The organism is Paenibacillus harenae DSM 16969 (genome assembly GCF_000422465.1).
Classification (GTDB): Bacteria; Bacillota; Bacilli; order Paenibacillales; family Paenibacillaceae; genus Pristimantibacillus; species Pristimantibacillus harenae.
Genome location: NZ_KE383842.1, coordinates 136,234 through 160,687, shown reverse-complemented (window position 1 = coordinate 160,687; position 24,454 = coordinate 136,234). Strand labels below are relative to the sequence as shown.

Sequence of the window (24,454 nt, the reverse complement as noted above, 5' to 3'; positions counted from 1 at the left end):
TTTATGACTATTTACCTAGACGGCAATCAAAAAAACCGTCAAAGCAAATCTGCTCCAACGGTTCTTCATATCGTATAGAATTGAATTATTCATTCAGATCCGGTCGGCTTCCCGTTACGAGATAAACGACGCTCTCGCCGATGTTTGTCGCATGATCGCCAAATCTTTCTAAATAACGGCCCACTAAACTGAGCAGCGAGCATTGCGTGATATTACGCGGATTTTCCATCATCATCGCATACAGTTCGCGCGTAATTTGTCCGTACAAAGCGTCTACCAGATCATCGTCCTTTGCCATTTTGTATGCAAGATCCACATTTTCCTGAATAAATGACTGAATCGATTCATACGTCATCGTCTGCACGATTTCCGCCATTCGAGGCAGATCAATCAACGGCTTAATGAGCGTCTGGCCTTCCAGACGAAGCACGACCTTCGCAACGTCAACGGCCAGGTCACCCATTCTCTCCAAATCGCTGGCAATTCTGAACGCGGCCAGAATACGGCGCAAGTCTTTCGCAACAGGCTGCTGAGTCGCGATGAGCTTTGAACCGATTTCCGTTATTTTTTCTTCCATCTGATTCAAGGCAGGATCATCTTTAATGATTTGCTTCGCACGGTTCACATCCGTTTGCTTCAGCGACTCAATCGACTCCGCGAGCGCTTTCTCCACGAATGTCCCCATGTCGATAATTAATTGGTGCAGCTTCTCAAGACCTTGATCGAATTCTTTCCGTTTTGTCATCACAACGGCATTCCTCCTATAGGGATGTCAACAGGCTGTTATCAGAATCTTTGACGTGTATTGATTTTAACAGGTTTAACCGAAGCGTCCGCTAATGTAGTCTTCGGTGCGCTGATCGGTCGGGTTGGAGAACAGCTTCTCCGTATCCGAATATTCAATGACTTCGCCATTGAGGAAAAATACCGTTTGATTCGAAACGCGGGCAGCTTGATGCATGTTGTGAGTCACCATAACAATCGTGTATTTATCTTTCAGTTCCTGTGCAAGCTCTTCGATCTTCAAAGTTGAGATCGGGTCCAGAGCCGAGGTCGCCTCATCCATAAGCAATATATTCGGGTTAACCGCAAGCGCGCGGGCAATGCACAGACGCTGCTGCTGACCGCCGGACAGGCCGAAAGCGGAACGCTTCAAATGATCCTTTACCTCTTCCCACAGTACGGCTGACTTCAAGCTTGTTTCAACGATTTCATCAAGTTCTTTCTTATTCGTAGTGCCGTGAAGTCGGGGACCGTATGCCACGTTATCGTATATCGATTTCGGAAACGGGTTGGGCTGTTGAAATACCATGCCGACTTTTTTACGAAGCGTCTCCACATCGACTTCGTTCGAATAAATTTCGGTGCCTCCGATCGAGATTCCGCCCTCGATTCGCGTACCCGGAATCATATCATTCATCCGGTTCAGCGTACGAAGCAGCGTCGATTTGCCGCAGCCGGAAGGTCCGATGAACGCGGTAATCGCCTTCTCGGGAATCGTCAACGTAACATTCTTCAAGGCGTGGAAAGCGCCGTAATACAAATTCAGTTTATCAATATGAATTAGTGCTTCCATATCGTTTATCCCCCCAAATAAATTTGCTAAAGCTGTTCAGCTTCGTACCTTTACTTCGCTGCTCTTAGACGTTCTTCTGATATTTGTTACGAAGCAAAATAGCTGAGAAATTCATCAGCAGGAGAAGGACGAGCAACACGATAATGCCGCTTGCCGCAAGCTCCTTGAACTCAAGCTGTGGCTTGGATAACCAGTTGTACACTTGAATCGGTATGACAGTAAACGAATCCGTAATGCCGTTAGGCAAGAACGCAACGTACGTTAGAGCACCAATCATAACGAGCGGAGCCGTCTCGCCGATTGCCCGCGACATCGCAAGGATGACGCCCGTTAATACGCCCGGAAGAGCGGACGGCATAACCGAACGGGATACGGTTTGCCATTTCGTTGCGCCAAGCGCGAACGATGCGTCGCGGCGCGATTTCGGAACCGCACGGATCGCTTCCTGGGCCGACACGATAATAATCGGAAGCACGAGCAGCGTCATCGTTAATGCTCCGGCGATTAGACTGCGGTCAAGCGCAAGCAGACGAACGAACAAAGCTAACCCCAAAATACCGTAAACGATCGAAGGCACGCCCGCAAGCGTACTGATATTAAGCTGGATTAATCGGGTAAAGCGGCCCTTCTTTGCATATTCTTCCAAGTAAATGGCTGCTCCGACACCAAAGATAAAAGAAACCGGCGCCATAATGAGCAGCATATAAATCGTTCCAACCAAAGCTGATTTCATGCCTGATCCATCTGCCTTACGCGATGGAAAGTTCGTGAACAAATCCGGCTGGAGACGCGAAATACCATCGATGAGTATATCTATGATAAGTGCGCAAAGCGCAATGACGCCGATTGAAGTCGCTACGACGAATAAGATATGCAGCAGCCAGTCCGTACGCCGTCTGTCTGCAATCTGCTTCCGGTTCGCATCTTGAAAAATGTTCATCTTAATACTCCTCTCTAAATTTTCTCGCAATATACTGGGCAAGAATATTGAGCAGGAACGTTATGACGAACAGCGTCATGCCGACCGCAAAGATCGATCCGTACTCAACCGTTCCGTGCGGCGTATCTCCAAGGCTGACTTGAACGATATAAGCGGTCATCGTCTGGATACTCTCCAGCGGATTGAATGTCATATTCGGCGTTGAGCCGGCAGCGACGGTAACGATCATCGTCTCCCCGATCGCACGGGAAAAGGCCAATACGGCCGATGCAACGATTCCGGAGAATGCCGCAGGAACGACGATTTTCAACGCCACCTCAAACCTCGTTGCGCCAAGCGCGTAAGCACCGTCGCGCAAGCTGCGCGGCACCGCGGACATCGCATCCTCGCTGAGCGAGCATACCATCGGGATAATCATAATGCCGACGACGATACCGGCGCTAAGCGCGTTGAAAATGCCTGCGCTGTCGAACATCTTCTGAATTAGCGGAGTAATTAGACTTAACGCAAAATAACCGTATACGATCGTCGGTACTCCAGCGAGTACTTCCAGAATCGGTTTAATGACTTTACGCACCTGCTTTGGCGCATATTCCGACAAATAAATGGCGCTTGCCAAACCGATTGGAATCGCGACCAGGCAAGCTATAAATGTAATCATCAGCGTGCCGGACAGAAGCGGGAGAACGCCGAAGCTTTTGGGCGGGATAAGCGGCGACCATTTCGTTCCGAACAAGAAATCTAGAATCGGTATTTTCTGGAAGAATTGAAACGTCTCTGAGATGAGCGTAATAACAATGCCTAAGGTTGTAAGTATCGATACCGATGCGCATAGAAACAACAGGACTGGCATTAATTTATTCATAATGCTTACGCGTTTGTTTTTGAAATTATATAATTCCTTGCTCGCGGTCTGCGCTTGTCTTGCCGTTAGCGCTCCTTGCTTTGGCATGGCGGCGTCCTCCTCTTGCCTTTACAATTCGTTTACATTTGTGTCGTGAAAAATGTGATGTCCCACGAGACACCACATTTTTCTTAAAGCGTAGCTGCTGCGATTTGATTGTGATTATTGAATTTTAGCTGCTTCAGCAGCATATTGCTCGTCCGGGAGAGCGACATAACCAACTTCTCCAGCCAATGCGCCGATGTTGTTGATGTAGTATTTCGCGAATTCCTTCACTTCAGGACGCTCAAGCTCTTTGTTATTTACATAGATTAAGAGCGGACGGGACAATGGAGCGTAAGTGCCGTCTTTGATGGTTTCGTTAGAAGGCGTAATAGCGCCTGTGCCGCCATCGACTGGAACAACTTTCAATTTATCTTGGTTTTCTTCATAATAAGCGAAACCGAAGTAGCCGATGCCGAATTTGCTGCCGGATACGCCTTGTACAAGCGCATTGTCATCCTCGGAGAAGCTGATTGCTTTATCATTGCGGATTCCAGCTTTATCAAGAATTGCCTCGTTAAAGTAATCATAGGTTCCCGAATCTGCGCCCGGCGAGAACATCACGATCGGTTCAGCAGGGAAAGTATCGCGAACGTCTTTCCAAGTTGCTACTGTGCTGCCTGTAACGAAGATTTTGTTCAGCTCTTCAACAGTCAGATGATCGATGAAGTCATTATCTTTGCTTACAACAACGGACAAGCCGTCGAATGCTACCGTAAGCTCGGTGTACTCGACGCCGGCATCCTTACAAGCCGTTGCTTCTTCGTCTTTGATCGGACGGGAAGCATCCGCGATTGCGATTTCGCCTGCGCAAAATTGCTTGAAGCCGCCGCCTGTTCCGGATACGCCGACAGGTACGCGAACGTCCGGGTGTTCTTTATTAAACTCTTCAGCCGCCGCTTCCGTAAGAGGGAATACGGTGCTGGATCCGTCAACTTTAATTTCGCCCGACAATTTAACTTCTTCTTCAGCCGGATCGTTTGTCGCTGCGTTATTGGTTGGTGCGTTTGTTGCCGTTCCAGTGTTCGTGTTGCCGCCGTTAGCATTATTGCCGCATGCTGCCGCGAATACAAGCACCGCTATCATGGACAACATCAAGATCCCCTTAAAGCTCTTTTTCTTTAACAACTCTACCACTCCTCATTTGTAATCTACCAAGGTTAGCCCCTGTGCCTTTTATACTACTAGCCGTTTGTAAATCGGGTATTCTGTTTTTGTAAACTGCGTGTTAAAAATAAGAATTCTGCAATTTTTTCATTTCGTTTGCGACTTGAATCGACTGCTGCTGCGCCTGCTCCGAATGAGAGCTGATTTGTTTCGCGCTGCTTCGATTGTCTGCCGCTGCCCGAAACAGCTTGTTGAACGCTTGAACCGCTTCATTCACATAAGCTTCGCTGGCGATCGTTTCGGAACGTCCGGCGTGGGCAAGCGAAGCGGTCTGGGCAATAGCGTCAACGATCGTGCGAGTCAGCGACGTAATCTCGTCTGCCGATTGCTTCGTCTGATTCGCCAGCTTCATTACTTCGCCCGCGACTACCGCAAACCCGCGGCCATGCTCTCCGGCGCGCGCGGCTTCGATCGAAGCATTTAGCGCCAGCAAATTGCTTTGCTCCGCCAATTCTTTTATCAGTATGGTAACTTTTCTGATCGAGCCTGCTTCCGCATGGAGCTCATTCATCCTTAATTCCTGCTGACGTGTATGATCGACAATGGATTCGAAAGATTTGGTCACCTTATCGAGCTCATTCTTCCCCGCCAATGTCAGATCGACCATTTCGACAGAAAGCGACTCGCCCTGTACGGTTGATTCGCGGACGCTGCTGATGGCCTTTGCGATCTCGTTCATACGCTCCTCAGCCGAACGAATCGTTCGCATTTGTGCGTCTATAGCTTCCTGCTGAAGTCTTCGGGATAGCTTGAGCAGATCGGACACCGTCAGTACGCCGCTAAGCTTACCGCTGTCCGTCACGATGACACAATCGTAAATCACGCTGTCTTCACGGTTTAATGCACGGTCAATAAGCAGTTGAGGCTCGTCATGACTATCCGCAATCAAGGGGTTTACATCCATAATTCTTGTAATGGGTTTGTCATAATAAAGATCCGCGCTAAACCGGTGCCCGAGCTTGAGGAAGAAGCGGTTCCGCATCATAAGTCCCACCGGTATTCCTTGTCCGCCGGTCACGATGACGCACTCGCTTTCAGCATGCCTCCTGAATGCCGTTATCACTTCTCTGCAGGTTTGGTCCACTGAGACCGTAGGTGCCTCCCGCAAAAAATCAGCCAACCGGACGGATGAATGCAACTGTGCTTCAGTTTGTAAAGCTGCGATCGCATTGACGTCGGCATGGCCTTTTTTTTCAATCATCGTTTTCTTATTATCCAACAAAACGTTAGTTGTCATTCCTCTATCTCACTTCCTTATCGTATCTTCTGCATTCACTATAGGTCGGAAGCATCAACACTAATGCACGGAAGTGTTATCGTTATGTTAAATCAACCATAAACAATGTCGATATATAATCCGAAATTCCCATTTCCCATGTTGGATTATCCGTAATTCGAGGATTGCATAATTCTAAATAACAAAAAACAAAAAACTCCCGTCCTTTAACCAAGGATCGGGAGTTTTAAACCTTTGTTCGTATATCGGGTTAGTCTTATCTGGCTTGGCGTTTCAAAATCCGGCAGCTGTAAGCCTCCAGCTCCAAGCCCCCGCTAAAGCCGGCACCTGTCAACAGGTCGCTGTAGCTGAGCTGATCAAGCTTTATGGTCTCGGCATTCGCGCTGAAGTTCGAGACGAAGACGTAATCGCTGATGCCGTCCGTCCGCAATTGCGCGGTTACCCCGTGCGGAAGCTCGGCATCAAGCACGCGCTTAATGCCTTCCTGCTGAACAAGGCTTGCCAGCAATTGCTTGGTAAACGCTTCTTCGTTGCGGGAAGCGATATAATACGCTTTCCCTTTGCCCAGCTGATTCACTGTCAATGCCGGCCGGCCGGCATAGAAATCCTCGCCGTACACAGCCAGCGCTTCCGCGCCTTCAAGGTGGATCAAGTCGCAAAGCTCGCGTGCCGTAAATTCGCCGCTAAGCCCAAGGGAGTTCCCGTCGTTCATAACCACCCGATTCGAATCATGGTCATGCAGCGAATCAATTTCCTCCGACCATATACCGAGCGTCTTTCGCAGCGGGCCAGGGAAGCCGCTCAGGAAGCACAGATCGTTCTCGTCGACGATCCCGCTCCAATAAGTAGCCACAAATGTGCCGCCATTCTCGACAAAACGTTCAATCCGCTCGCCCACTCCGGGACGAACCATGTAGAGCATCGGCGCGACAAGCAGCTTGTACGATTCAAAGTCGCATTCCGAATCAATAATATCGACAGGCACGCCCAGATCCCAGAACGGACGATAGTGCCGCTTCGCCGTTTCTTCATAATGCAGTCCTCCGTTGCGGGGACCTTGCGAATCCTTCACCGCCCAACGGTTCTCCCAGTCATAGATAAGGGCAACCTCAGGCTTCACCGTCGTGCCGACAACCTCCGTCAGCTTCTCCAGCGCCGCGCCCAGCTCGGCTACGTCGCGGAAGACGCGGGTATTCTCATGGCCGACATGATCAACGACCGCGCCGTGGAGCTTCTCGCTGGATCCTCTGCTCTTCCGCCATTGGAAATATTGCACCGTGTCGGAGCCGTGCGCCACCGCCTGCAGCGAGGACAGCATATGCATGCCCGGACGCTTAAGCTTGCTGACAGGCTGCCAGTTCGTCATGCTCGGCGTGCTTTCCATCAGCATGAACGGCTTGCCGCCTTTAAGCGAACGGAACACGTCGTGGTTGAAGCCGATCCAGGCTGCCTGCTCGCTGTCGTCTCCGCCGTTGTCATGCCAGGTCGGATACGCATCCCACGAGATCATATCGAGCAGATCCGTAAACTTCCAATAATTAAGCGGCTCGAAATCGAGCATAAAGTTGGTCGTAATCGGCAGCTCGCTGTTCGCTGCGCGAAGCGGTTCGATTTCATTGCGGCAGAAATCGACCGTTTGATCGGTTACGAATCTTCTCCAATCGACGTTCTGGCCGTGTACGGCCTTCTCTCCGCGCGAAGTCGGGGATTCGACCTGGCTCCAGTCCGTATAGGTATGGCTCCAGAACGTTGTCCACCACGCGTCGTTTAGCGCTTCAAGCGTGCCGTATTTATTTTTCAACCAGCCTCTGAATGCGTCTTCGCAATAGCTGCAGTGGCATTCTCCGCCGTATTCGTTGGAGATGTGCCAGCCGATAACCGCCGGATGCTGCGCGTAGCGTTCAGCCAGCTTCGCGTTCATGATCTTCACCTTCTCGCGGTACACCGGAGAGCTGAAGCAGTGGTTATGGCGTGCGCCGTGCAAATTGCGGATGCCGTTCTGGCCTACGCGCAGCACCTCGGGGTATTTCTGGGACATCCAAGCCGGACGGGCTCCGCTTGGCGTTGCCAGCAGCGCATAGATGCCGTTCGCTGCGAACTTTTCCAGCAGCGTATCCAGCCATTCGAACGTGAAGACGCCTTCCTCGGGCTCAATCGCCATCCATGCGAAAATACCGACGGACATGACGTTGCAGTGCGCCAGCTTCATGAGGCGGATGTCTTCCTCCAGCACCTCGGGATACTTCTGCCATTGGTCCGGATTATAATCTGCGCCGTGCAGCATTTGCGGTATTTTAGGGCTGATCGGCGGAAATTTCATCGACATGTTCTATACCTCCAGGTTCATATTGATTAATGCCATTATTGGATATACTATAATGATATTCATATTATATCTCGATCATATTACCTTTAAAATAATAGTATTTTCGCATCACTTTAAACATATGAAACTGGAGGTTAATGTTATCGATACGATGGTATTCCCGATTTTGACCGAAACGGACACCAGCCTTCCCCTCTATCTCACGAGCATCGGGCATTGGAGCAACCAAGAGCCGATCGATCGTCCGGACGGCTATTCTCATTTTCAATGGCTGCAGGTTATGTCAGGGACGGGAGAGCTCCGGATCGGCAATCAGACCATGACGGTTCGTGCCGGGCAGGGTTTCTGTTTATTTCCGAACGTGCCGCATGCGTATTTTGCCATACAAGAACCTTGGGAAATTCACTGGCTCAGCTTTAAGGGCGGCTTATCGGATACGCTGTTCAAGCAGGCGGGCATTACGAAATCAGGGGTCTACTCCACGGCCGACCATGATATGATCGTCACCCATATGAAAAACATTTACGCGATGACCCAATCCGGACGCGCTTTTCTTGGACTCGAATGCTCCAAGCTCGTTTACATGTTCCTGCTAGATTTGATGAAGGTTATAATGGTGAGCTCGCATTCGGTCGAGCAAAATGTCCTTAAGCTCCATCCGGTATTCAAATACATCGAAAACCATTACAATCAGCTTATCACCATTAAGGATTTAGCCGCATGCATCGACGTGACGCCGCAATATCTTTGTCTTCTCTTTAAGAAAGCGATGAAGATGCGTCCGATGGAGTACGTAAACCGGGAGCGCATTAACCGCAGCAAAGAGCTGATGTTTCATGAAGGGGAAATTAAAATGAACGAGATCGCCCGCCGCGTCGGCTTCGATTCCCCCAGCTACTTCAGCTCCGTCTTCCGGCGGGTCGAGGGCTTAAGTCCCGAGCAGTTCAAAAAAATTCACGGCATGCGATAAGCGAGGCTTGTTGGTTCCCGTTGGCGCCTTTGGAAATTACCTCATTAATAGCTTTGAGGTTCTCCATGCCGCTCGCACATCCGAATCGTTTCATATTATGCACGTATAAACAACGCTGCAAAAGTGATCTTTGCTTTGCAATCATTAGGAGGTTTGCCAATCATGAGCGACAAGCAGCTTTTATTTTCGGAAATTGACAAGTACGCGGACACGTTCCGCTCCGTCTCGCGCTCGATCGGCAGCCGCCCCGAGCTGGGCCACCAGGAATTCTATGCCTCTGGATTGCTTTGCGAGAAGCTGGCGGAGCTCGGCTTCCAGGTGGAACGGGGGATACTCGGCATTGAGACCTCCTTCATCGCCGTTTACGATACCGGAAAGCAGGGGCCGACGGCCGGCTTCCTGTGCGAGTACGATGCGCTTCCGGAAATCGGACATGCCTGCGGGCATCATCTCATTTGCTCCATGAGCATAGCTGCGGCAGTCGGCTTAAAGGCCGCGCTGGCAAGCGGCGGAGTCGGCGGCAAAATCCGCGTCTACGGCACGCCGGCCGAGGAAACGCGCGGAGCCAAAGTGCCGATGGCCGAAGCCGGCTTGTTCGATGATTGCGACTTTGCGATGATGGCGCATCCCTATTATACCTTCGAGCGCTCCGGCGAATCGTTGGCGCTTGACGCGCTGCAGTTCGAGTTCAGAGGCGCCGCTTCGCATGCGGCGGCGAGTCCTCACGAAGGCGTGAACGCGCTGGACGCGGTGCTTCAATTGTTCAACGCCATCAATGCGCTTCGCCAGCAGACAAGAAGCGATGCGCGCATTCACGGCATTATCGACAATGGAGGCCAGGCGCCGAACATTATTCCAGACTACGCGTCCGCGAAATTTTATGTCCGCTCGGCCTCCCGGACTTACACGAGCGAGCTGACGGCCAAGGTCATGCGCTGCGCGGAAGGCGCTGCCCTTCAGACCGGCTGCACGCTCGCCGTTAACCCTTATGAGTTCTCCTACGACGAGCTTCTGACGAATGAAACGTTGTCCGAGCAATTTAACGCCAATCTCATCGAAGCGGGCATTCGCCCCGAGCAGATCGAATCCGGCAAGGATCACGGCTCGCTCGATCTCGGCAATGTTTCCGTTCGTTGTCCGGCGATCCATCCTTACGTTAAAGTCGTGCACGACCGGCTGCCGCTGCATACCGAAGCATTCCGCGATGCGGCTATGCAGGATTACGCGCTGGACGGCATGCTCTTCGGAGCCAAAATGCTGGCGGCGACGGCTTACGACGTCTACCGCGACCCTGCCCTGCTCGCCCGCATCCGCGCCGAATTCGAGAGGAACAAGCGATGAACGGCCATTCGCCCGCATCAAGCCAAGAGATTACGCAGATCTGTCTGCTTGCCGGCAAAATTATTTTGCAAAACGGCGGCGAAACCTACCGGGTCGAGGATACGATGGTTCGGATCGCAACGGCATACGGAATCGAAAGCTCTCACAGCTTCGTGACGCCGACCGGCATTATTTTCGCCGTCGACGGCTCATCGCAAATGACGAGGCTAATCCGGATATCGGAACGGTCGACGAATTTGCATAAAGTATCGCAGGTGAACGATATTTCAAGACGGATCGGCAGCGGCAATCTTGAAGCGCATGAAGCCCACCTTCTGCTGAAGGAAATCGACGCATCTGCATCCGCCTATCCGGTCTGGCTGCAGGTGCTTGCGGCCGCCGTGGCAAGCGGCTGCTTTCTCATTATGTTCAAGGGCGGCTGGCATGATTTTTTTCCCGTATTCGTTGCGGGAGGCGCCGCCTACTGGTTTCTAGTGACGCTGCACCGGATCGTACCGATCAAATTTTTCGCCGAGTTTATCGCCGCCCTGCTGATCGGGACCCTGTCCGTCCTGTTCGTCCGTTACGGGTTCGGCTTCGATCTGGACAAGATCATTATCGGCTCCGTCATGCCGCTCGTTCCCGGCTTACATATTACGGCCGCCGTCAGGGATCTGATGGCGGGCCATCTCGTATCCGGACTGTCGAAGGGAGCCGAGGCATTTCTGACGGCTTTCGCCATCGGCTCGGGAATCGCCGCCGTGCTGTCGATTTATTAATCCGTATCGGGGGGAAAGCGACATGATGATGATTGAACAATTAGTGACCAGCTTTATCGCCTCCGCAGCCTTTGGGCTTATATTTAACGTTCCGAAGCGGACGCTGCCGCACTGCGGCGCAGTCGGCATGGTCGGTTGGCTCGTTTATGTGATTGGCATGCAGCTCTCCGCCGGCGCGATTGCGGCAACGCTGATGGCGTCAGTCGCCGTGACCGTCATCAGTCAGCTGTTCGCAAAGCAGTACAAAACTCCGATCATCGTCTTTAGCGTTTCCGGCATTATTCCGCTCGTGCCGGGCGGCCTTGCCTACGATGCCATGCGAAATGTCGTGGAGGACAATTATGATCTTGCGGTACAGCTGGCCGTCGAAGCTTTTATGATATCCGGCGCGATCGCGATCGGTCTTGTGTTCTCGGAGGTCATCAATCAAATCATTAAAGGGAGAGGGAAGCATGCAATCGATCGTTACGCCGGAAGGTCAGATCGACGATAAGAAGATCCTGCGGAGAGAAACGATTTACAAAGGAATGAACGGCAAGCTCGTCGAGCGAATATACGTCACGCCGTACGAAACCTTCATCTATAAGCCGTTAATTGGCAATGCAGCACCGGATAGGGAAGTATGGATTTATGAGCACATCCTTCCGTCATTTCCGCCGATTTATCCGAAAATGATTGCCCGCTCGCCTGATTCGAGCACCGGCGGCGGTTGGGCGTTATTCGAGGATTTAGGCCGCCTCGGGCATGTGTTCGACGAAGCGGCAGCGAAAGCGCTTCTGTCTCAGGCCGCGGCATGGCACGCTTTGCCGACCGAGCCTTACGGCAGAGCGCAGCTGCGAGGTCAGAAGCCGGCTTCGGAGGTAGTACGGGCAGAAATGCTGCAGCTCAGGCAGGAACGACAGCTGCTGACAGCCGATACTCCGAACATGCCTGACCGGCTCCTGAACGTCTTCTTCTCCTCCCTGCGTCAAGAAAGCCTTCCGGCTGATCATGTGCTGTCGCACGGAGATTTGCATTTAGGCAATTACGCCCTTGTAGACGGGCAGATTAAAGTGCTGGATTGGGAGGATGTTCATTTGAACAGCCGGTATTGGGATTTGTATTATGTGATTGATCTATCCCACCCTCTATTCCCGAAAGCGGTCCAGCCGGCTGCCAGAGAGAGATTATTGGAGCATTATATGGACGAGGTTGCGCGGCAGAACGGCGCCGGGCTCAAAGCTTCGTTCAAACGGCATTATTATTTATTTTCCGCCCTTTATTCCCTCTGGATGCTGAAGCTTATACAATCCGATATTGCGAATAATAACGGCACGTGGCCTCTCGAACGGCTGAAGCTGCAGCTTCAAGAGACAACGGACAGCTTCATCCAATGCGCCGAACAGCTGTAATCCGAGTCAACTAAAGCGTTAGCCCCCAATCTTGTATCTTGACCGAAGAACATCCGCCATTTGCAAAACTTGCTCTTCGGACGGCATCGCAAGCATTGCTTCCGCTGCCATGAGGCCGGCTTCCGTCTGCAGCGAGCGCAGGACCCGCTTGACGGCGCTCACGAATGCCGCCCCCGCATGAACGCCCAGCCGGGTCAGCTCCTGTAAGCTGGCTGTGCTTGTATCCGTCACGACCGGATGATCGAAGGGCCCTTCCCCAATCGCAGCTTGATCGTAGAAGGAACGGACAAGCCGGGTCCGCTCCCGGCCCGAGCCCTCCGCAACGACGAACGCCTGCACAATACTCGCATGGGTCTGACGCCGCTGCGCGATCCCGCAGAACTTCATGCCGTTTATGCTCAAGTCGTACTCTCCCGGACAATACGCGCCCGAAATCTCTCCCTTTTGAACCTCGCAGCTCGTCTCCTCCAAAGCCAACCGGATTAATGCGTACATCCGCTCGAAATCGTCGTGAAAATGAAAGCTTTGCACCGAAGGTTTCGGCAAAATGATCGATATATTAATGACGCCAAGATCCAGCGGAACCGCGGCGCCGCCTGAATTGCGAACGACAGCGGACCAGCCCTCCGCCTCCAGTCTCCGCTGCGCCTCGCCGGCGCCGGGGAGACGGCTGTCGCGCAGCCCCATCACGAAACCTCTCGGATACCGCCATATATGACAAATCGAAGGTCCGCCCTTGCCCGTATGTCTGCACAGCAGCTCGTCCAAAGCAAAGGAATAGAGCACGTCCCTCCCCGCATAATCGTTCGTCCGGTCAAGAATGAAGAGGTCGCCGAGTCCTGTTTCCTGCCTAATCTCCTGTTCCATGCGCTGTCAACACAACCCTTCCGCTCAACCTGGCTTGAATGAATATCCTCTTTATTGTAGCGGCAATGCCTCATGCTTGCATCACTTATTGCTAATGCCGGACTCTTTCACTACAATAAGAGTGTTGCCTATAGAAGCTCCGGGGAGGACGCAGGTATTGGAAGCATTTAATGAGAAAGTCGCCTATGACAATCCGCTGCTCTCGCTGCGAATTTTTCAAACCGCGCGCAGCGATGAGGGCGTGACAAACTGGCATTATCACAAGCAGCTTGAGCTGCTTCTTATTCTTAACGGCCATTTGGACGTCTATGTCGAGGAAGACAGCTTCCATCTGAATGCCGGCGATGTCGTCCTGATCGGGGCATCCGAGCTGCACCGTGACCGCAGCACGGGCTTGCTTGATTATATTGTGCTTCAATTCGATTTGGAGCAGTTTTTCGACCAGAGCACGATTCCTTATATGCGTTATTTCAACGAAACTCAAATGCCGCTTAGCAAAGCAAACTATATTTTTGGCGAGCATAACAGAGTTAAGCAGGAAGCCGCCTCCTGCATTCAACAAATATTGAATGAAGCTACGCGCAAAGAAGCCGGCTACGAGCTTGCGGTCAGCATCCTCATCAAGCAAATATTATTGCTGCTGCTTCGCAACGACAGCCGGAAAGTATTAATGGAGCAGGACAATTTCGAACGCATCCGACTGAAGCCTGTCCTTGATTACGTGGAGAATCATTTGACGGACCGTATTCAAGTCGAAGAGGTTTGCAAGATCGCCAACATGAGCTACTACTATTTCGTGAAATATTTTAAGAAGACGATCGGCCTGTCGTTTACGGAATATGTCAATTACCGCAAGGTGAAGTGGGCGGAACGGATTTTGCTGACGAAGGATTTGAGCATATCGGAGGTGGGCGAGCGCATCGGCATGCCGAACATGGCCCACTTTTATAAAATGTTCAAAAAATATAATGATTGCTCGCCGAAACAGTTCCAACGCAAAATGCTCGTATGGAACCGGAATTAGACACTAGCAGAAACGCCTATCGGCGTCCTTGTCTGAGGACGCAACCGTTTGCGGTGAAATATAAGCCTAGATATAAGTGCTAAACTTATAAATTATCATATTTTGAAAAAAGCTCGTCCGCCCTATGGTTTCGGGGTAACGAGCTTTTTTGGCATAACAAGCTTATAACCAACGCCGCGGATCGATTCGATCTGGACGGATTGTTGACCGAGTTCCAGCTTCTTTCGCAAAGAGCTGACATGAACGTCGACCGTCCGTTGTCCGCCGATATAATCGAAGCCCCATACGACGTTCATAAGATCATCGCGCGTAATGACCATCCCCGGACGCTGCACCAGATAGAGCAGCACCTCGAATTCCTTCGGCCGGAGCGGAATCGTTTCTCCGTTCAAGATGACCTCATATTTCTCCGGATAAATCGATAAATCGCCCGCCGTTATGACCTTCTCGGTCGATTCAACCGGCTTGCTCTCATCGAGCTGCGTCCGCCGCAGCACCGCCGATACGCGGGCGAGCAGCTCGGCCACGCCGAACGGCTTCGTGATGTAATCATCCGCGCCGTGCTTGAGCCCCTGCACAACCTCTTCCTCCGCGTTGCGGGCCGTTAGAATAATGACCGGCGTTCTGACCCCATTCTGGCGAAGCCTGTTCAAAATTTCGAAACCGTTCATGCCGGGCAGCATAATATCGAGAATAACCAAATCGAAGCTGCGCTGCAGCGCGGTTTGCAAGCCTTCACCGCCGTGATCGATAACCGTCGTCTCATAGCCCTCTTGCGTCAGATTGTAAGACAACAACCGTGCTAAAGTCGGTTCATCTTCTATTACGAGCACTTTATGCGACATGCTAACCTCCAAGCTGGCGAATGGCGGCATTCGGCCGCCGCATCCGCTAATTTAGGCATATATGCTAAGTTTATCATGGTTTCATGAAGAATAGGTAAATCTTTTTTTCTATTGCAGCACCGGCAGGTCGATTGTAAAGGTTGAGCCCACGCCGATGGTGCTGTCTACCGAGATCGTTCCTTTATGAAGCTCGACAAGATGCTTCACGATCGAAAGGCCAAGCCCCGTGCCGCCTGAGCTGCGCGAACGCGCTTTGTCCACGCGATAGAATCTCTCGAAAATGCGCGGCAAATCCTTCTTCGGTATGCCGATCCCGGAATCGCTGATTTTGATGCGGATATGATCGTCGCCCTTCGCTTCCACATGAAGCGATACGCGCCCGCCTTCTGGCGTGTAATTAATGCCGTTCGAGAGCAAATTCATAACGATTTGCCGCAGCCTGTCCTCGTCGGCTTCGACGTACAAGCCCGGCTCGATATGAGCCGAAATCTGAATGTTTTTGCGGTCCGCCTCCGACTCGACCAGCTTCACGGACTTCGTGATGAAGGAGTCGACCTCAACGGGCGAGAATACGAGCGGCACGCGGCGGGACTCGATTTTTGACAGCTCGAGAATGTCGCCGATTAACCGGTTTAGACGATCGCTCTCGTCGTATATGATCTGCAGGAAGGAGCGCGCCGTCTCCGGATCGTCCACCGCGCCGCCGAGCAGCGTCTCCGCGAATCCCTTGACAGCCGTTATCGGCGTCTTCAGCTCATGCGACACGTTGGCGACGAACTCGCTGCGCATCCGCTCCAGCCTGCGGATTGCCGATACGTCCTGCAGCACCAGCAGCACGCCGGCAAATTCGCTGCCCTCCGAATGGACCGGAACCAGGTTAAGCTCCAGCAGTCTTTCCTCCGGGAAATAAAATGTAATTTCTTCACGCAGATGCTCTTTGCTTTGCAGGCCTTCCTGAATCATTTGCGACAGCTCGTACTGCTGCTTCGCTTCGGCATAATGACGGCCGACCAGCTCGCGCGCCGATATGCCCAGCACTTCCTCCGCGCGTCTGTTCATAAGCAATATTTTGCCGCCGTGATCGATCATGACAATGCCGTTAATCATATTTTCCAGCACGCTTTCGAGCTGATTCTCATTTTGCCTGATACGCGTCATTTGGACATGAAGGCTGTCGGCCATCGCATTAATAGCGTTACCCAGTTCACCAATTTCATCCTGTTTGGTCACCTTTACGCGAGCGCGGTAATCCATATTTTTGATCCGCTTGGCGACCCGCGTAATCTGCTCAAGGGGGCGCGTTAAGCTGAGCGCGATCCGGTAACTGATCAATGCGGCAATCGAGAACAGCACCAATAAACCGATCACAAGCACCATCGTTAGATTGCGAATGCTTTGATCAACTTCATTCAAGCCCATGGCCAGCCTGATAATATAAGGTTCTTCATTCGGAATGACCTCGACCGGTATCGCCGCATACATCATATTTTGGTTCGCCGTATCGCTTGCCCGTACCGCCCTGCCCGTACCTGACTCGATCGCTTCCCTCACCTCGGAGCGGTTCAAATGGTTGTCCATATCCTTCGGATTCCAATCCGAGTCGCCCAGCACGACACCGTCGTTTCGGATGAACGTCACGCGCGCTCCCGTATAGGTTTTCAGCTCCTTCGCTTCATCCGTATAGTGGCTGTACAGCAAGTCAAGGTCTCCCGTCTCCCATTCCATTTTCGCCGATATGATCCGCATCTCGCGAACCATATTCTCTTCCAGCGCATTCATATGATTTTCTTTGAACGTCTTGGCCATGAATACTCCTGATGCGCTAACCGACAAGGCAATCATCGCGATCATTATAAGCGTTAACCTCATCCGAAAGCTGTTCATTCGGTTCACTCCCCGGCATATTGATCCATATAAGTTGAACTAATGATTTGCATCTGCAGGTAATACAACGTTTATCGTACATGCCGTACCGCGGTTTCGCCAGCATTGTTTTTATTAAGTTTTTGTAAAACGTAATGATGCGCCGTAGCGACCGGCTGCTGAATCATAATCGATAATACGACCGGCACGGCGGCCAGCGGGCTGAAATAGCCGAGCGCCAGCACGATGCCAAGCGAAATATTGCGCATTCCCGTCGCATACGAAACCGTAACCTGCTGCTCGTTGTTCCGCAGCTTTGCCGTTCCAATAAAACCCATGGCATAACACAGCCCGACCAATAGGATTACAACCGGCACCAGAACGAGCATATCCTTCTTCAACTGATCAAGGTGCGGAGCGATAGCCGAAGCGTTCAGGGAAACGACTGCGATGAAGCATAATTTCGACAGAGGCGCGGAATAAGGCTGAACGATTCCTTGAATCCGGCCTCTGCTCAGCTGGTTCAGGGTGACGCCGATGATCGTCGGAAGAACGATGATCATGAGCAAATCAATGATGATCGGCCCTGCCTGCACATCGACCGCCGAATCAAAGAACAAATGAATGCCGGCAGGCACAACGAACGGGCTTAGCGCCGAATCCAGCACGACCATCGCGAGAATAAGCGGCACGCTGCCGCCCGACAAGCTTACCCATAACACGGAGGATACGCCTAACGGAATGACGGTGAACAGAACAAGTCCAACGACGTAAGGCGAATCAGCCCCGAATACGAGCGACCCGATACCGTAAGCGGCAAGCGGCGACAATAGATGGGCGATCGCGAAGGTAAGCGCCATGATTCCCGGCTTCCGCAGGACCTCCCGGAGCTGCCCGAATCCGCAGCCGATCGCCATCGACAAGGTCACGTAGGCGAACAAGTAAGGGACAGTCCGGATGAAAGGCGCAAGCTGCGATGCAAATGCAAAACCGAGCACGAGCGAGCCCGGAATGATGATGAACATCCATTTTTCAAAATACCGGTTAAAGGTTAAGCCAAAATGGCGCATTCGAATTTCCTTTCATCTATATAGGTGGAATACTCAACTCCATAAAGTGGTTTGGATTTGGAATAAGTTGTATTTTGCAACAAAATTTTCACTTTATTATTAGGACTTCAGTTCGCTAGCCTCGCTTGGGATTCGGTCCATAAAATCGATATGTTTGAAACCCCATCCACACATATCTATCAAGACAGAACTTAAAGTTCTGCCATGTTCGGAAAGAGAATATTCAACCTTAGGTGGTATCTCCTGATAAATTCGGCGTATGACAAGTCCGTCCCGTTCCAATTCACGAAGCTGATTGGTAAGCATCCCTTGCGTGACATTTGGCAACAGCTTTCTTAATTCACCAAACCTTTTCGTACCCTCATTGAGCAATATAAATAAGATGAGCGGCTTCCACTTGCCGCCAATCGCATGTAACGTGGCTAAAATCCCGTCAGTTGATGTAGATTTTTGATTCGTATGCATATTCTCAATCCCTCACTTGCCGCTATGATTAAACCTTACCCGTACCATATCAAATTATCCGGATGGTTGCTATAGTCCTTTTTTCCATACTTAGTATGGATAAACTGCGTACTTTGCAAATCCGAAATTGTGGCCAATAATGGTGGATGTAAGGAATACGAACCCAGAAAGATGAGAGAGGATGAAACCAAATGAATATTTCTTTGGATGGCAAAATCGCCGTAGTTACCGGTGCAAGCCGCGGTATCGGATTGGCTACCGTTAAGGCGCTGGCTGATTCTGGAGCGAAAGTCATAGCTGCTGCGCGGCAAGAATCGGAAGAGTTAAGAGAACTGGCGGCAACCCGCGAGGTGTATACCGTTATTGCGAATGCCGCAACGAAGGAGGGCGCGGACCATGTCATGATGAAAACGGTAGACCGCTTTGGGCGTCTGGACATTCTCATCAACAACATTGGCGCAACGGATACCCGTGCCGGTCAAGGCTTCCTTCAATTATCCGATGCCGATTGGGCGGAGATGATGGACATCAATTTGATGAGTGTCGTGAGGTCAACCCGTGCCGCGCTCCCCCATATGACGGAACGAGGGGGGGCGATCGTCAATATCTCCTCAATGAATGCCATCATGCCTAATCCATATATTATCGCCTACAGCTCCTCCAAAGCCGCCGTCACGAATTTATCCAAAAACTTAGCCGGTGAGTTCGCTTCGAAGGGCATTCGTATCAATACGGTCGCGCCAGGTCCAACCCGTACGGAGATGTGGGCGGAAAGGATACCTGAAAACGAAGAGGATTTCAGGGAAATGGCTCGTAACTTCGGAATCTCGTTAGGGCGGTTTGCGGAGTCTCATGAAATTGCTAGCCTTGTCGTTTTCCTTGTTTCCGAGCACGCATCCATGATTACAGGAGTTGATTACATTATCGATGGAGGATTGGTCAAAACCATTCATTGACAGCCCATCAGACTGGACGGAAGATAATGACTACACCTAAGAGGAGTACTTCCCGCAACACTCTTCTCTTGTTGCTTTGTTCGGCACATCTCATGGGACTTCTGGATGCATCCATCGTTCATATTGCTCTGCCTTCGATTCAACATGAAATTAAGCTCTCCGCAGCCGGCCTTCAGTGGGTCATTACCGCATATACCTTGTGTTTCGGTGGATTCTTATTATTGGGAGGCAAAATAGGCGATCATTTCGGGCGTCGTCGGACGTTAATAAGCGGTTTGGCTCTATTCACTATCGCATCGGTTTTTGGCGGGCTGGCTTCCGATCCTTATCTATTAATATCCGCAAGAGCGCTTCAAGGACTTGGAGCCGCTTTTATCGCCCCTAATGTCATGTCAATAGTCACTACCCTATTTGCCGAAGGCAAAGAACGAAATCGCGCATTAGGCATGCTTGGTTCGGTTTCTGCGGTCGGTTTCCTGTTGGGCCTCATTCTTGGCGGCTTGTTAACCTCTCTGCTTAATTGGCGATGGGTATTCTTCATCAATGTCCCGATTGGGTTGACGGTGATCGTCTTATTGACAAAGCTCCTGCCGGAAAGCCAACCGACGCGAAACCCCGTGGATGTTCCAGGAGCAATTCTTGTTACTTTGGGTTTAAGCTGTCTGGTTTATGCCTTCACTTTGGCAGAACCATACGGAATATTTGCGGCTCCAACGCTTGCGCTATTCCTGGTAGCGGTCGGATTATTTATTGCCTTCATTCAAGTTCAACGCTTGGCTGAGCACCCATTAATTCCGCTAAGCATCTTTCGCAATCCGGCTCTGATTGGTAGCGGTTTGATCACGATCGTGTTTGGCGCCCTGATCGGTCCCCTTATTTATATTCTGAGCCTCTATATGCAAAACGTTCTGGGTTACAGCCCTATACTGACAGGCTTGGCTTTTTTGCCTCAAGAGGTTACCGTACTTGTTACTGCGAGCCTTATTGGAAAATACGTGTCGCGAATAGGCACTAAGCCCATACTATTGGCAGGCATGTGCGCTTTCGGCATCGGTGCATGGAGGCTGGCCCAATTGTCGGTCGAAGCCAATTACTGGCGTATTCTTCTACCGGGAATCCTGTTTGTAGGAATAGGAGTAGCCTGCGTCATCGTCGCTGCAGCAATTGCATTTATTTCAACGGTTGCTCCGCAACATCAGGGAATCGCTTCAGGGCTATGGAATACTGCGCCACAAATCGGCACATCGCTGGGCTGGCCATATTGGTTCCGCTGGCAAATGCTTATTCCAAGAAGTCCCTTGCTAATCAAAATGAAATTCTTAACTCTCTAGTCGCGGGCTATCAAGCTGCTTTTATCGCATCGCTCCTTTTTGTAGCCGTCGGCCTCATAAGTATCATCCTCTTCATCCGAGTCTCTCCTGAGAGGCAGAGCCATAAAAAGAGCCACAAAACAAACTGTCAGAGTATCCTCTGACGGTTTGTTCCTCACTGATATAAAGATATAAATTATGTTGGAGCATATCTTGCCAAAGGTATTTTGAAGCATATCGCAGTTGATCATCGTTTCCGTATTAATTAAATACTTTCAAATTTCACGGGTCTCATAAATAATTTTATCAGTTGCTCTTTTGGATCGTTTCCTTGCGAAATGACGGAATCACATTATAATCGCTTGACAATCTCAATAATGCTTTGACGGTTGCTGCTCCTTCAGCTAATTTCTCGAACCGTTCTTTTCTTACAAGCGCCTCACCAAAACGTCGATTATGACTATGCTTAGAAAAGACAGTTGCCTCGTAATCACCGAGATGCCCTAAACCGTATACGGTGTATTCGTTGCCTCCCATTGTCCTTACTAGTCTCGCAATTTCTTTTGTCCCCCTAGCCATTAAGGCTCCCTTCAAGCTTGCATAGCCTAATCCATCCAGCATGCCCGCTGCGATACCAATTACATTTTTCGCTGCAGCACCTATCTCATTACCTAACAAATCTTGTCCGTAATAGAATCGTATTGTTTCACTTCCTAATCCTTCTACAAGCAATTTCGTCGTGTCTATGTTATCTGAATCAATAACCATGCAGTTTGGGATGTCATTCACAAAATCTTGAACATGGCCTGGCCCAACCCAAATTGCTAAATTTACAGGAGGTTGTATTTCTTCGTTGAAAACCTGAGAGAGTCTTTTTCCAGACTCCATTTCAAGTCCCTTCATACACAAAACAAATGTCTTATTTGCAATTTGTATGGAATTTAACTGCTTTGCAAAACCTCTAAGCTCCTGGGCACTAATAGCGATTAAAATAACATCTGCGAACTGAATGGCGTCACCGATTTCGTTTGTTAAACGTATGTCTTCGGGTAATCTTAAATACTCGTTTGTTCTTTTATGTACAAAATCTTGATAATTTCTTGATGCCTCTCTCCCCCACAACATGACTCCATGTCCGATCTTATTTGCATACCACGCCAAAATGATCCCCATCTGCCGCAACCTAATACAGTAACTCTCAAGATATATCACTTCCTTTATTAGCTTCGTAATTCAACGAATTGTCCTATGTATGAACTTCATAGAAAAACTCCAACTTACATCAATTCGTCGAGTTATTGAATTATCCTCCGTTAGATAAATAAAAACAAGGAACGGTTCCCGCGGGGAACTGTTCGTTCTCCGCTAGCGCAATATCTTCAAAACCTTTTAGAAAGGTTGTTAAAGTCTCCCAGTTAGTGCCGTTTCAACGGGTACATCGACTTTTGGCAGAGGAATCATTTATTGCTTCAGAAACTAAAATCGGTTTTCCTCTTTTTCAATGATCCATTTAAATTTCCAGTACATTTTATAAGCATATACTCGTATAGCATATAGAGTGTTATATGGTACCATATAACATAATAAGCACTAAGAACATAGACGATCTATCCTTCGGATGAACGGCAGCATTCTTATGTTTATATGTAAAGGAGCGAAAGCGATGAAAAACGGGAAATTTACGAGCACGATCATCCGTATGCAGTATGTGCCGCGCTGGAGCGAATATGCCCCGCGCTTCGAGGATAATGCCGCGAGCCACAGCTTCCGGTGCGCCGCCTTGGCCATCCTGATCGGGATCATTGAGGAGAAAATCGTTAACCGTCCGATGGATAAATTGAAGCTGCTTGCGAGATGCCTCTGGGCGGATTTGAAAAATACGGGAACGGGCTCGATTAAATACGTGACGAAGAAGGAATCGCTTGTCATGAGCCATATCCGCAGCTACGAGTCGGAGCTGAGCAAGGAAATCGTGTCCTATCTGTCAAAATCGCTTCAGCCTGCTGCGTTTGATTTTATCGTGAATGCGCAGGACGACACGCCGACAGGACAATTGGTCGATGCCATCGATATGCTGGACGCTTTCCTATACTGCCACCGGGAGTCGCTCTTCGATACGAATCCCTTCTTCCATCACAAACGGGAGGAGCTTAGGGAGGCTTTGCTGAAGACGGAGATTCCGTCAATCGGCTGGCTGCTGATGGAATTCGACAAGCAGGAAGGCTTCTATGAATTTATTCAATACATCATGAATCTCGATACGGTCAAAAGATGGAACGGCAGCTATAACCTCGTTCCGGATAATGACGCGACGCATACCTTCCGGGTCGCCTCGCTCGCGCTGTTCAACGGCTTGCTTGAGATTCATCGCTTCGGGAACAAGAGCATCGACCTGTACAAGCTGCTGGCCAAAGCCGTTCTGCATGATTTGCCCGAAGCGCTGTCCGGCGACGTCGTATCCAAGTTCAAGCATAACAACGAAGAAATTAAACGGGCCTTCGAGCAATACGAACAGGAAACGGCATTGTTGATGGTAAGCAAGCTGCCGGAATGGTTCCACGAGGATCTGATTGATTTTATGGTGCACAGCAAATCCGATAATAACGAGGGTGAAATGGTCGATATTGCCGATAAGCTCGACGCTTTAATTAAAGCCAGCCTCGAGATGCGCAATAATCCCCATTACGCCGATACCTATTATAACCAGCTTCTGACGATCCAGCACCGCTACGAGAACCCTTGCGTTATCTTCTTTCTGGCTTATATCCTGCATGATCTGACCTACTCCAACTTGATCGGGCAATCTTAAGAGGAAGCAGATATGTTGAAGGACATTTGATGAACGGACATTCGTTTAACTTCCATCTGAGTTTTTTTTTTGAAGTCGTCTTCGATCTAAGATTATATTAAAGACTTCGATTCAGGTTCTGAATATTCAGCTCCATGATCAGGCGTTCGATTAAATACCCTGATTCGCCCAACAATCGTCATACGAGCGAAATGAACGGCACTTTTACCTTTGATTCGCCCAACAATCGCCATACGAGCGAAATGAACGGCACTTTTACCTTTGATTCCCCAACAATCGCCATACGTGCGAAATGAACGGCACTTTTACCTTTGATTCGCCCAACTATCGTCATACGAGCGAAATGAACGGCATTTTTACCTTTGATTCGCCTAGCAATCGTCATACGAGCGAAATGAACGGCACTTTTACCTTTGATTCGCCTAGCAATCGCCATACGAGCGAAATGAACGGCACTTTTACCTTTGATTCGCCCAACACTCGTCATACGAGCGAAATGAACGGCACTTTTACCTCTGATTGGGGATTTTTTGGGAGCCTTACCGGTTGGCCGTAATAACGGAAATCGCAAAACAGCCCGGAACAATTAGTCT

23 protein-coding genes are annotated in these 24,454 nt (G+C 50.2%); 9 read left to right on the top strand and 14 right to left on the bottom strand.

Annotation, left to right across the window (positions count from 1 at the left end; genetic code table 11):
- Positions 1 to 85 precede the first annotated feature (85 nt).
- The 7 genes from phoU to H581_RS0110760 all read right to left on the bottom strand — a co-directional run bounded on the left by phoU (position 86) and on the right by H581_RS0110760 (position 8,192).
- Positions 86 to 745: a phosphate signaling complex protein PhoU gene (gene phoU / locus H581_RS0110790; protein WP_028609992.1), complete on the bottom strand. Its 660-nt coding sequence runs from the start codon at positions 743 to 745 to the stop codon at positions 86 to 88.
- A 75-nt stretch (positions 746 to 820) separates the two neighbouring features.
- A complete protein-coding gene (gene pstB / locus H581_RS0110785; RefSeq protein ID WP_028609991.1) occupies positions 821 to 1,576 on the bottom strand; it encodes a phosphate ABC transporter ATP-binding protein PstB in 756 nt (251 codons plus the stop codon).
- Between the two features lie 64 nt (positions 1,577 to 1,640).
- The gene (gene pstA / locus H581_RS0110780) at positions 1,641 to 2,516 is read right to left on the bottom strand and encodes a phosphate ABC transporter permease PstA (protein ID WP_028609990.1); all 876 of its coding nucleotides are present in this window, start codon (positions 2,514 to 2,516) and stop codon (positions 1,641 to 1,643) included.
- Between the two features lies 1 nt (position 2,517).
- Positions 2,518 to 3,468: a phosphate ABC transporter permease subunit PstC gene (pstC, locus tag H581_RS0110775; RefSeq protein ID WP_028609989.1), complete on the bottom strand. Its 951-nt coding sequence runs from the start codon at positions 3,466 to 3,468 to the stop codon at positions 2,518 to 2,520.
- Between the two features lie 114 nt (positions 3,469 to 3,582).
- On the bottom strand, positions 3,583 to 4,590 hold the full coding sequence (locus H581_RS0110770) for a PstS family phosphate ABC transporter substrate-binding protein (RefSeq protein ID WP_028609988.1): 1,008 nt from the start codon (positions 4,588 to 4,590) through the stop codon (positions 3,583 to 3,585).
- Positions 4,591 to 4,690: 100 nt separating this feature from the next.
- Complete coding sequence (locus H581_RS39310; protein WP_051250667.1) at positions 4,691 to 5,866, bottom strand: methyl-accepting chemotaxis protein; 1,176 nt, start codon at positions 5,864 to 5,866, stop codon at positions 4,691 to 4,693.
- A 256-nt stretch (positions 5,867 to 6,122) separates the two neighbouring features.
- Positions 6,123 to 8,192, bottom strand: coding sequence for a beta-galactosidase (locus H581_RS0110760; protein ID WP_028609987.1), 2,070 nt, complete (start codon positions 8,190 to 8,192; stop codon positions 6,123 to 6,125).
- 52 nt (positions 8,193 to 8,244) lie between these two features.
- On the opposite strand from H581_RS0110760, the gene H581_RS0110755 reads away from it, so the two are divergent.
- The 5 genes from H581_RS0110755 to H581_RS0110735 all read left to right on the top strand — a co-directional run bounded on the left by H581_RS0110755 (position 8,245) and on the right by H581_RS0110735 (position 12,652).
- Positions 8,245 to 9,162 (top strand): AraC family transcriptional regulator, encoded by a 918-nt coding sequence (locus tag H581_RS0110755; protein WP_169507493.1) that lies wholly within the window; start codon positions 8,245 to 8,247, stop codon positions 9,160 to 9,162.
- A gap of 162 nt (positions 9,163 to 9,324) precedes the next feature.
- Positions 9,325 to 10,503 carry a M20 family metallopeptidase gene (locus H581_RS0110750; protein ID WP_028609985.1) on the top strand — a complete coding sequence of 393 codons (1,179 nt, stop codon included), beginning with the start codon at positions 9,325 to 9,327 and terminating at the stop codon, positions 10,501 to 10,503.
- On the top strand, positions 10,500 to 11,261 hold the full coding sequence (locus H581_RS0110745) for a threonine/serine exporter family protein (RefSeq protein ID WP_028609984.1): 762 nt from the start codon (positions 10,500 to 10,502) through the stop codon (positions 11,259 to 11,261). The genes H581_RS0110750 and H581_RS0110745 overlap by 4 nt, the downstream gene beginning before the upstream one ends.
- 25 nt (positions 11,262 to 11,286) lie before the next feature.
- Positions 11,287 to 11,754, top strand: a complete 468-nt coding sequence (locus H581_RS33715) for a threonine/serine exporter family protein (RefSeq protein ID WP_051250996.1) — start codon at positions 11,287 to 11,289, stop codon at positions 11,752 to 11,754.
- A complete protein-coding gene (locus tag H581_RS0110735; protein WP_028609983.1) occupies positions 11,714 to 12,652 on the top strand; it encodes a phosphotransferase family protein in 939 nt (312 codons plus the stop codon). The genes H581_RS33715 and H581_RS0110735 overlap by 41 nt, the downstream gene beginning before the upstream one ends.
- An 18-nt stretch (positions 12,653 to 12,670) precedes the next feature.
- On the opposite strand, the gene H581_RS0110730 is transcribed toward H581_RS0110735, so the two are convergent.
- Positions 12,671 to 13,519 carry a lipoate--protein ligase family protein gene (locus H581_RS0110730; protein WP_028609982.1) on the bottom strand — a complete coding sequence of 283 codons (849 nt, stop codon included), beginning with the start codon at positions 13,517 to 13,519 and terminating at the stop codon, positions 12,671 to 12,673.
- A gap of 157 nt (positions 13,520 to 13,676) precedes the next feature.
- Between H581_RS0110730 and H581_RS0110725 the strand changes: the two genes are divergently transcribed.
- On the top strand, positions 13,677 to 14,543 hold the full coding sequence (locus H581_RS0110725; RefSeq protein WP_028609981.1) for a helix-turn-helix domain-containing protein: 867 nt from the start codon (positions 13,677 to 13,679) through the stop codon (positions 14,541 to 14,543).
- A 122-nt stretch (positions 14,544 to 14,665) separates the two neighbouring features.
- Here the strand turns inward: H581_RS0110725 and H581_RS0110720 are convergent, their stop codons facing one another.
- The 4 genes from H581_RS0110720 to H581_RS0110705 all read right to left on the bottom strand — a co-directional run bounded on the left by H581_RS0110720 (position 14,666) and on the right by H581_RS0110705 (position 18,786).
- Positions 14,666 to 15,388 carry a response regulator transcription factor gene (locus H581_RS0110720; RefSeq protein ID WP_028609980.1) on the bottom strand — a complete coding sequence of 241 codons (723 nt, stop codon included), beginning with the start codon at positions 15,386 to 15,388 and terminating at the stop codon, positions 14,666 to 14,668.
- 108 nt (positions 15,389 to 15,496) lie between these two features.
- Positions 15,497 to 17,272, bottom strand: coding sequence for a two-component system histidine kinase PnpS (gene pnpS, locus H581_RS0110715; RefSeq protein WP_028609979.1), 1,776 nt, complete (start codon positions 17,270 to 17,272; stop codon positions 15,497 to 15,499).
- Between the two features lie 71 nt (positions 17,273 to 17,343).
- Positions 17,344 to 18,321: a bile acid:sodium symporter family protein gene (locus tag H581_RS33710; RefSeq protein WP_051250663.1), complete on the bottom strand. Its 978-nt coding sequence runs from the start codon at positions 18,319 to 18,321 to the stop codon at positions 17,344 to 17,346.
- Between the two features lie 99 nt (positions 18,322 to 18,420).
- The gene (locus H581_RS0110705; protein WP_028609978.1) at positions 18,421 to 18,786 is read right to left on the bottom strand and encodes a winged helix-turn-helix transcriptional regulator; all 366 of its coding nucleotides are present in this window, start codon (positions 18,784 to 18,786) and stop codon (positions 18,421 to 18,423) included.
- 191 nt (positions 18,787 to 18,977) lie between these two features.
- Here H581_RS0110705 and H581_RS0110700 point away from each other — a divergent pair, with 191 nt between their 5' ends.
- Both H581_RS0110700 and H581_RS33705 read left to right on the top strand, forming a co-directional pair.
- The gene (locus H581_RS0110700) at positions 18,978 to 19,742 is read left to right on the top strand and encodes an SDR family NAD(P)-dependent oxidoreductase (RefSeq protein WP_028609977.1); all 765 of its coding nucleotides are present in this window, start codon (positions 18,978 to 18,980) and stop codon (positions 19,740 to 19,742) included.
- Positions 19,743 to 19,768: 26 nt separating this feature from the next.
- A complete protein-coding gene (locus H581_RS33705; protein ID WP_156889557.1) occupies positions 19,769 to 21,073 on the top strand; it encodes an MFS transporter in 1,305 nt (434 codons plus the stop codon).
- Positions 21,074 to 21,358: 285 nt separating this feature from the next.
- On the opposite strand, the gene H581_RS33700 is transcribed toward H581_RS33705, so the two are convergent.
- A complete protein-coding gene (locus tag H581_RS33700; protein ID WP_245600011.1) occupies positions 21,359 to 22,225 on the bottom strand; it encodes an NAD(P)H-dependent glycerol-3-phosphate dehydrogenase in 867 nt (288 codons plus the stop codon).
- Between the two features lie 490 nt (positions 22,226 to 22,715).
- On the opposite strand from H581_RS33700, the gene H581_RS0110685 reads away from it, so the two are divergent.
- Positions 22,716 to 23,861, top strand: a complete 1,146-nt coding sequence (locus H581_RS0110685; RefSeq protein WP_028609976.1) for a YfbR-like 5'-deoxynucleotidase — start codon at positions 22,716 to 22,718, stop codon at positions 23,859 to 23,861.
- 178 nt (positions 23,862 to 24,039) lie between these two features.
- Here H581_RS0110685 and H581_RS0110680 read toward each other — a convergent pair whose 3' ends face one another.
- Complete coding sequence (locus H581_RS0110680; protein ID WP_156889556.1) at positions 24,040 to 24,447, bottom strand: hypothetical protein; 408 nt, start codon at positions 24,445 to 24,447, stop codon at positions 24,040 to 24,042.
- Positions 24,448 to 24,454: the final 7 nt, after the last annotated feature.

Bases quoted from the DNA above. Each gene is read 5' to 3' on its own strand.
- H581_RS0110700 (WP_028609977.1), top strand. From the start codon at position 18,978: ATGAATATTTCTTTGGATGGCAAAATCGCCGTAGTTACCGGTGCAAGC.
- H581_RS0110720 (WP_028609980.1), bottom strand. From the start codon at position 15,388: ATGTCGCATAAAGTGCTCGTAATAGAAGATGAACCGACTTTAGCACGG.
- phoU (WP_028609992.1), bottom strand. From the start codon at position 745: ATGACAAAACGGAAAGAATTCGATCAAGGTCTTGAGAAGCTGCACCAA.
- H581_RS0110705 (WP_028609978.1), bottom strand. From the start codon at position 18,786: ATGCATACGAATCAAAAATCTACATCAACTGACGGGATTTTAGCCACG.
- H581_RS33715 (WP_051250996.1), top strand. From the start codon at position 11,287: ATGATGATTGAACAATTAGTGACCAGCTTTATCGCCTCCGCAGCCTTT.
- pstC (WP_028609989.1), bottom strand. From the start codon at position 3,468: ATGCCAAAGCAAGGAGCGCTAACGGCAAGACAAGCGCAGACCGCGAGC.
- H581_RS0110730 (WP_028609982.1), bottom strand. From the start codon at position 13,519: ATGGAACAGGAGATTAGGCAGGAAACAGGACTCGGCGACCTCTTCATT.
- H581_RS33705 (WP_156889557.1), top strand. From the start codon at position 19,769: ATGACTACACCTAAGAGGAGTACTTCCCGCAACACTCTTCTCTTGTTG.
- pstB (WP_028609991.1), bottom strand. From the start codon at position 1,576: ATGGAAGCACTAATTCATATTGATAAACTGAATTTGTATTACGGCGCT.
- pnpS (WP_028609979.1), bottom strand. From the start codon at position 17,272: ATGAACAGCTTTCGGATGAGGTTAACGCTTATAATGATCGCGATGATT.
- H581_RS33700 (WP_245600011.1), bottom strand. From the start codon at position 22,225: ATGGGGATCATTTTGGCGTGGTATGCAAATAAGATCGGACATGGAGTC.
- H581_RS39310 (WP_051250667.1), bottom strand. From the start codon at position 5,866: ATGACAACTAACGTTTTGTTGGATAATAAGAAAACGATGATTGAAAAA.
- H581_RS0110685 (WP_028609976.1), top strand. From the start codon at position 22,716: ATGAAAAACGGGAAATTTACGAGCACGATCATCCGTATGCAGTATGTG.
- pstA (WP_028609990.1), bottom strand. From the start codon at position 2,516: ATGAACATTTTTCAAGATGCGAACCGGAAGCAGATTGCAGACAGACGG.
- H581_RS0110755 (WP_169507493.1), top strand. From the start codon at position 8,245: ATGATATTCATATTATATCTCGATCATATTACCTTTAAAATAATAGTA.
- H581_RS0110745 (WP_028609984.1), top strand. From the start codon at position 10,500: ATGAACGGCCATTCGCCCGCATCAAGCCAAGAGATTACGCAGATCTGT.
- H581_RS0110735 (WP_028609983.1), top strand. From the start codon at position 11,714: ATGCAATCGATCGTTACGCCGGAAGGTCAGATCGACGATAAGAAGATC.
- H581_RS0110750 (WP_028609985.1), top strand. From the start codon at position 9,325: ATGAGCGACAAGCAGCTTTTATTTTCGGAAATTGACAAGTACGCGGAC.
- H581_RS33710 (WP_051250663.1), bottom strand. From the start codon at position 18,321: ATGCGCCATTTTGGCTTAACCTTTAACCGGTATTTTGAAAAATGGATG.
- H581_RS0110760 (WP_028609987.1), bottom strand. From the start codon at position 8,192: ATGTCGATGAAATTTCCGCCGATCAGCCCTAAAATACCGCAAATGCTG.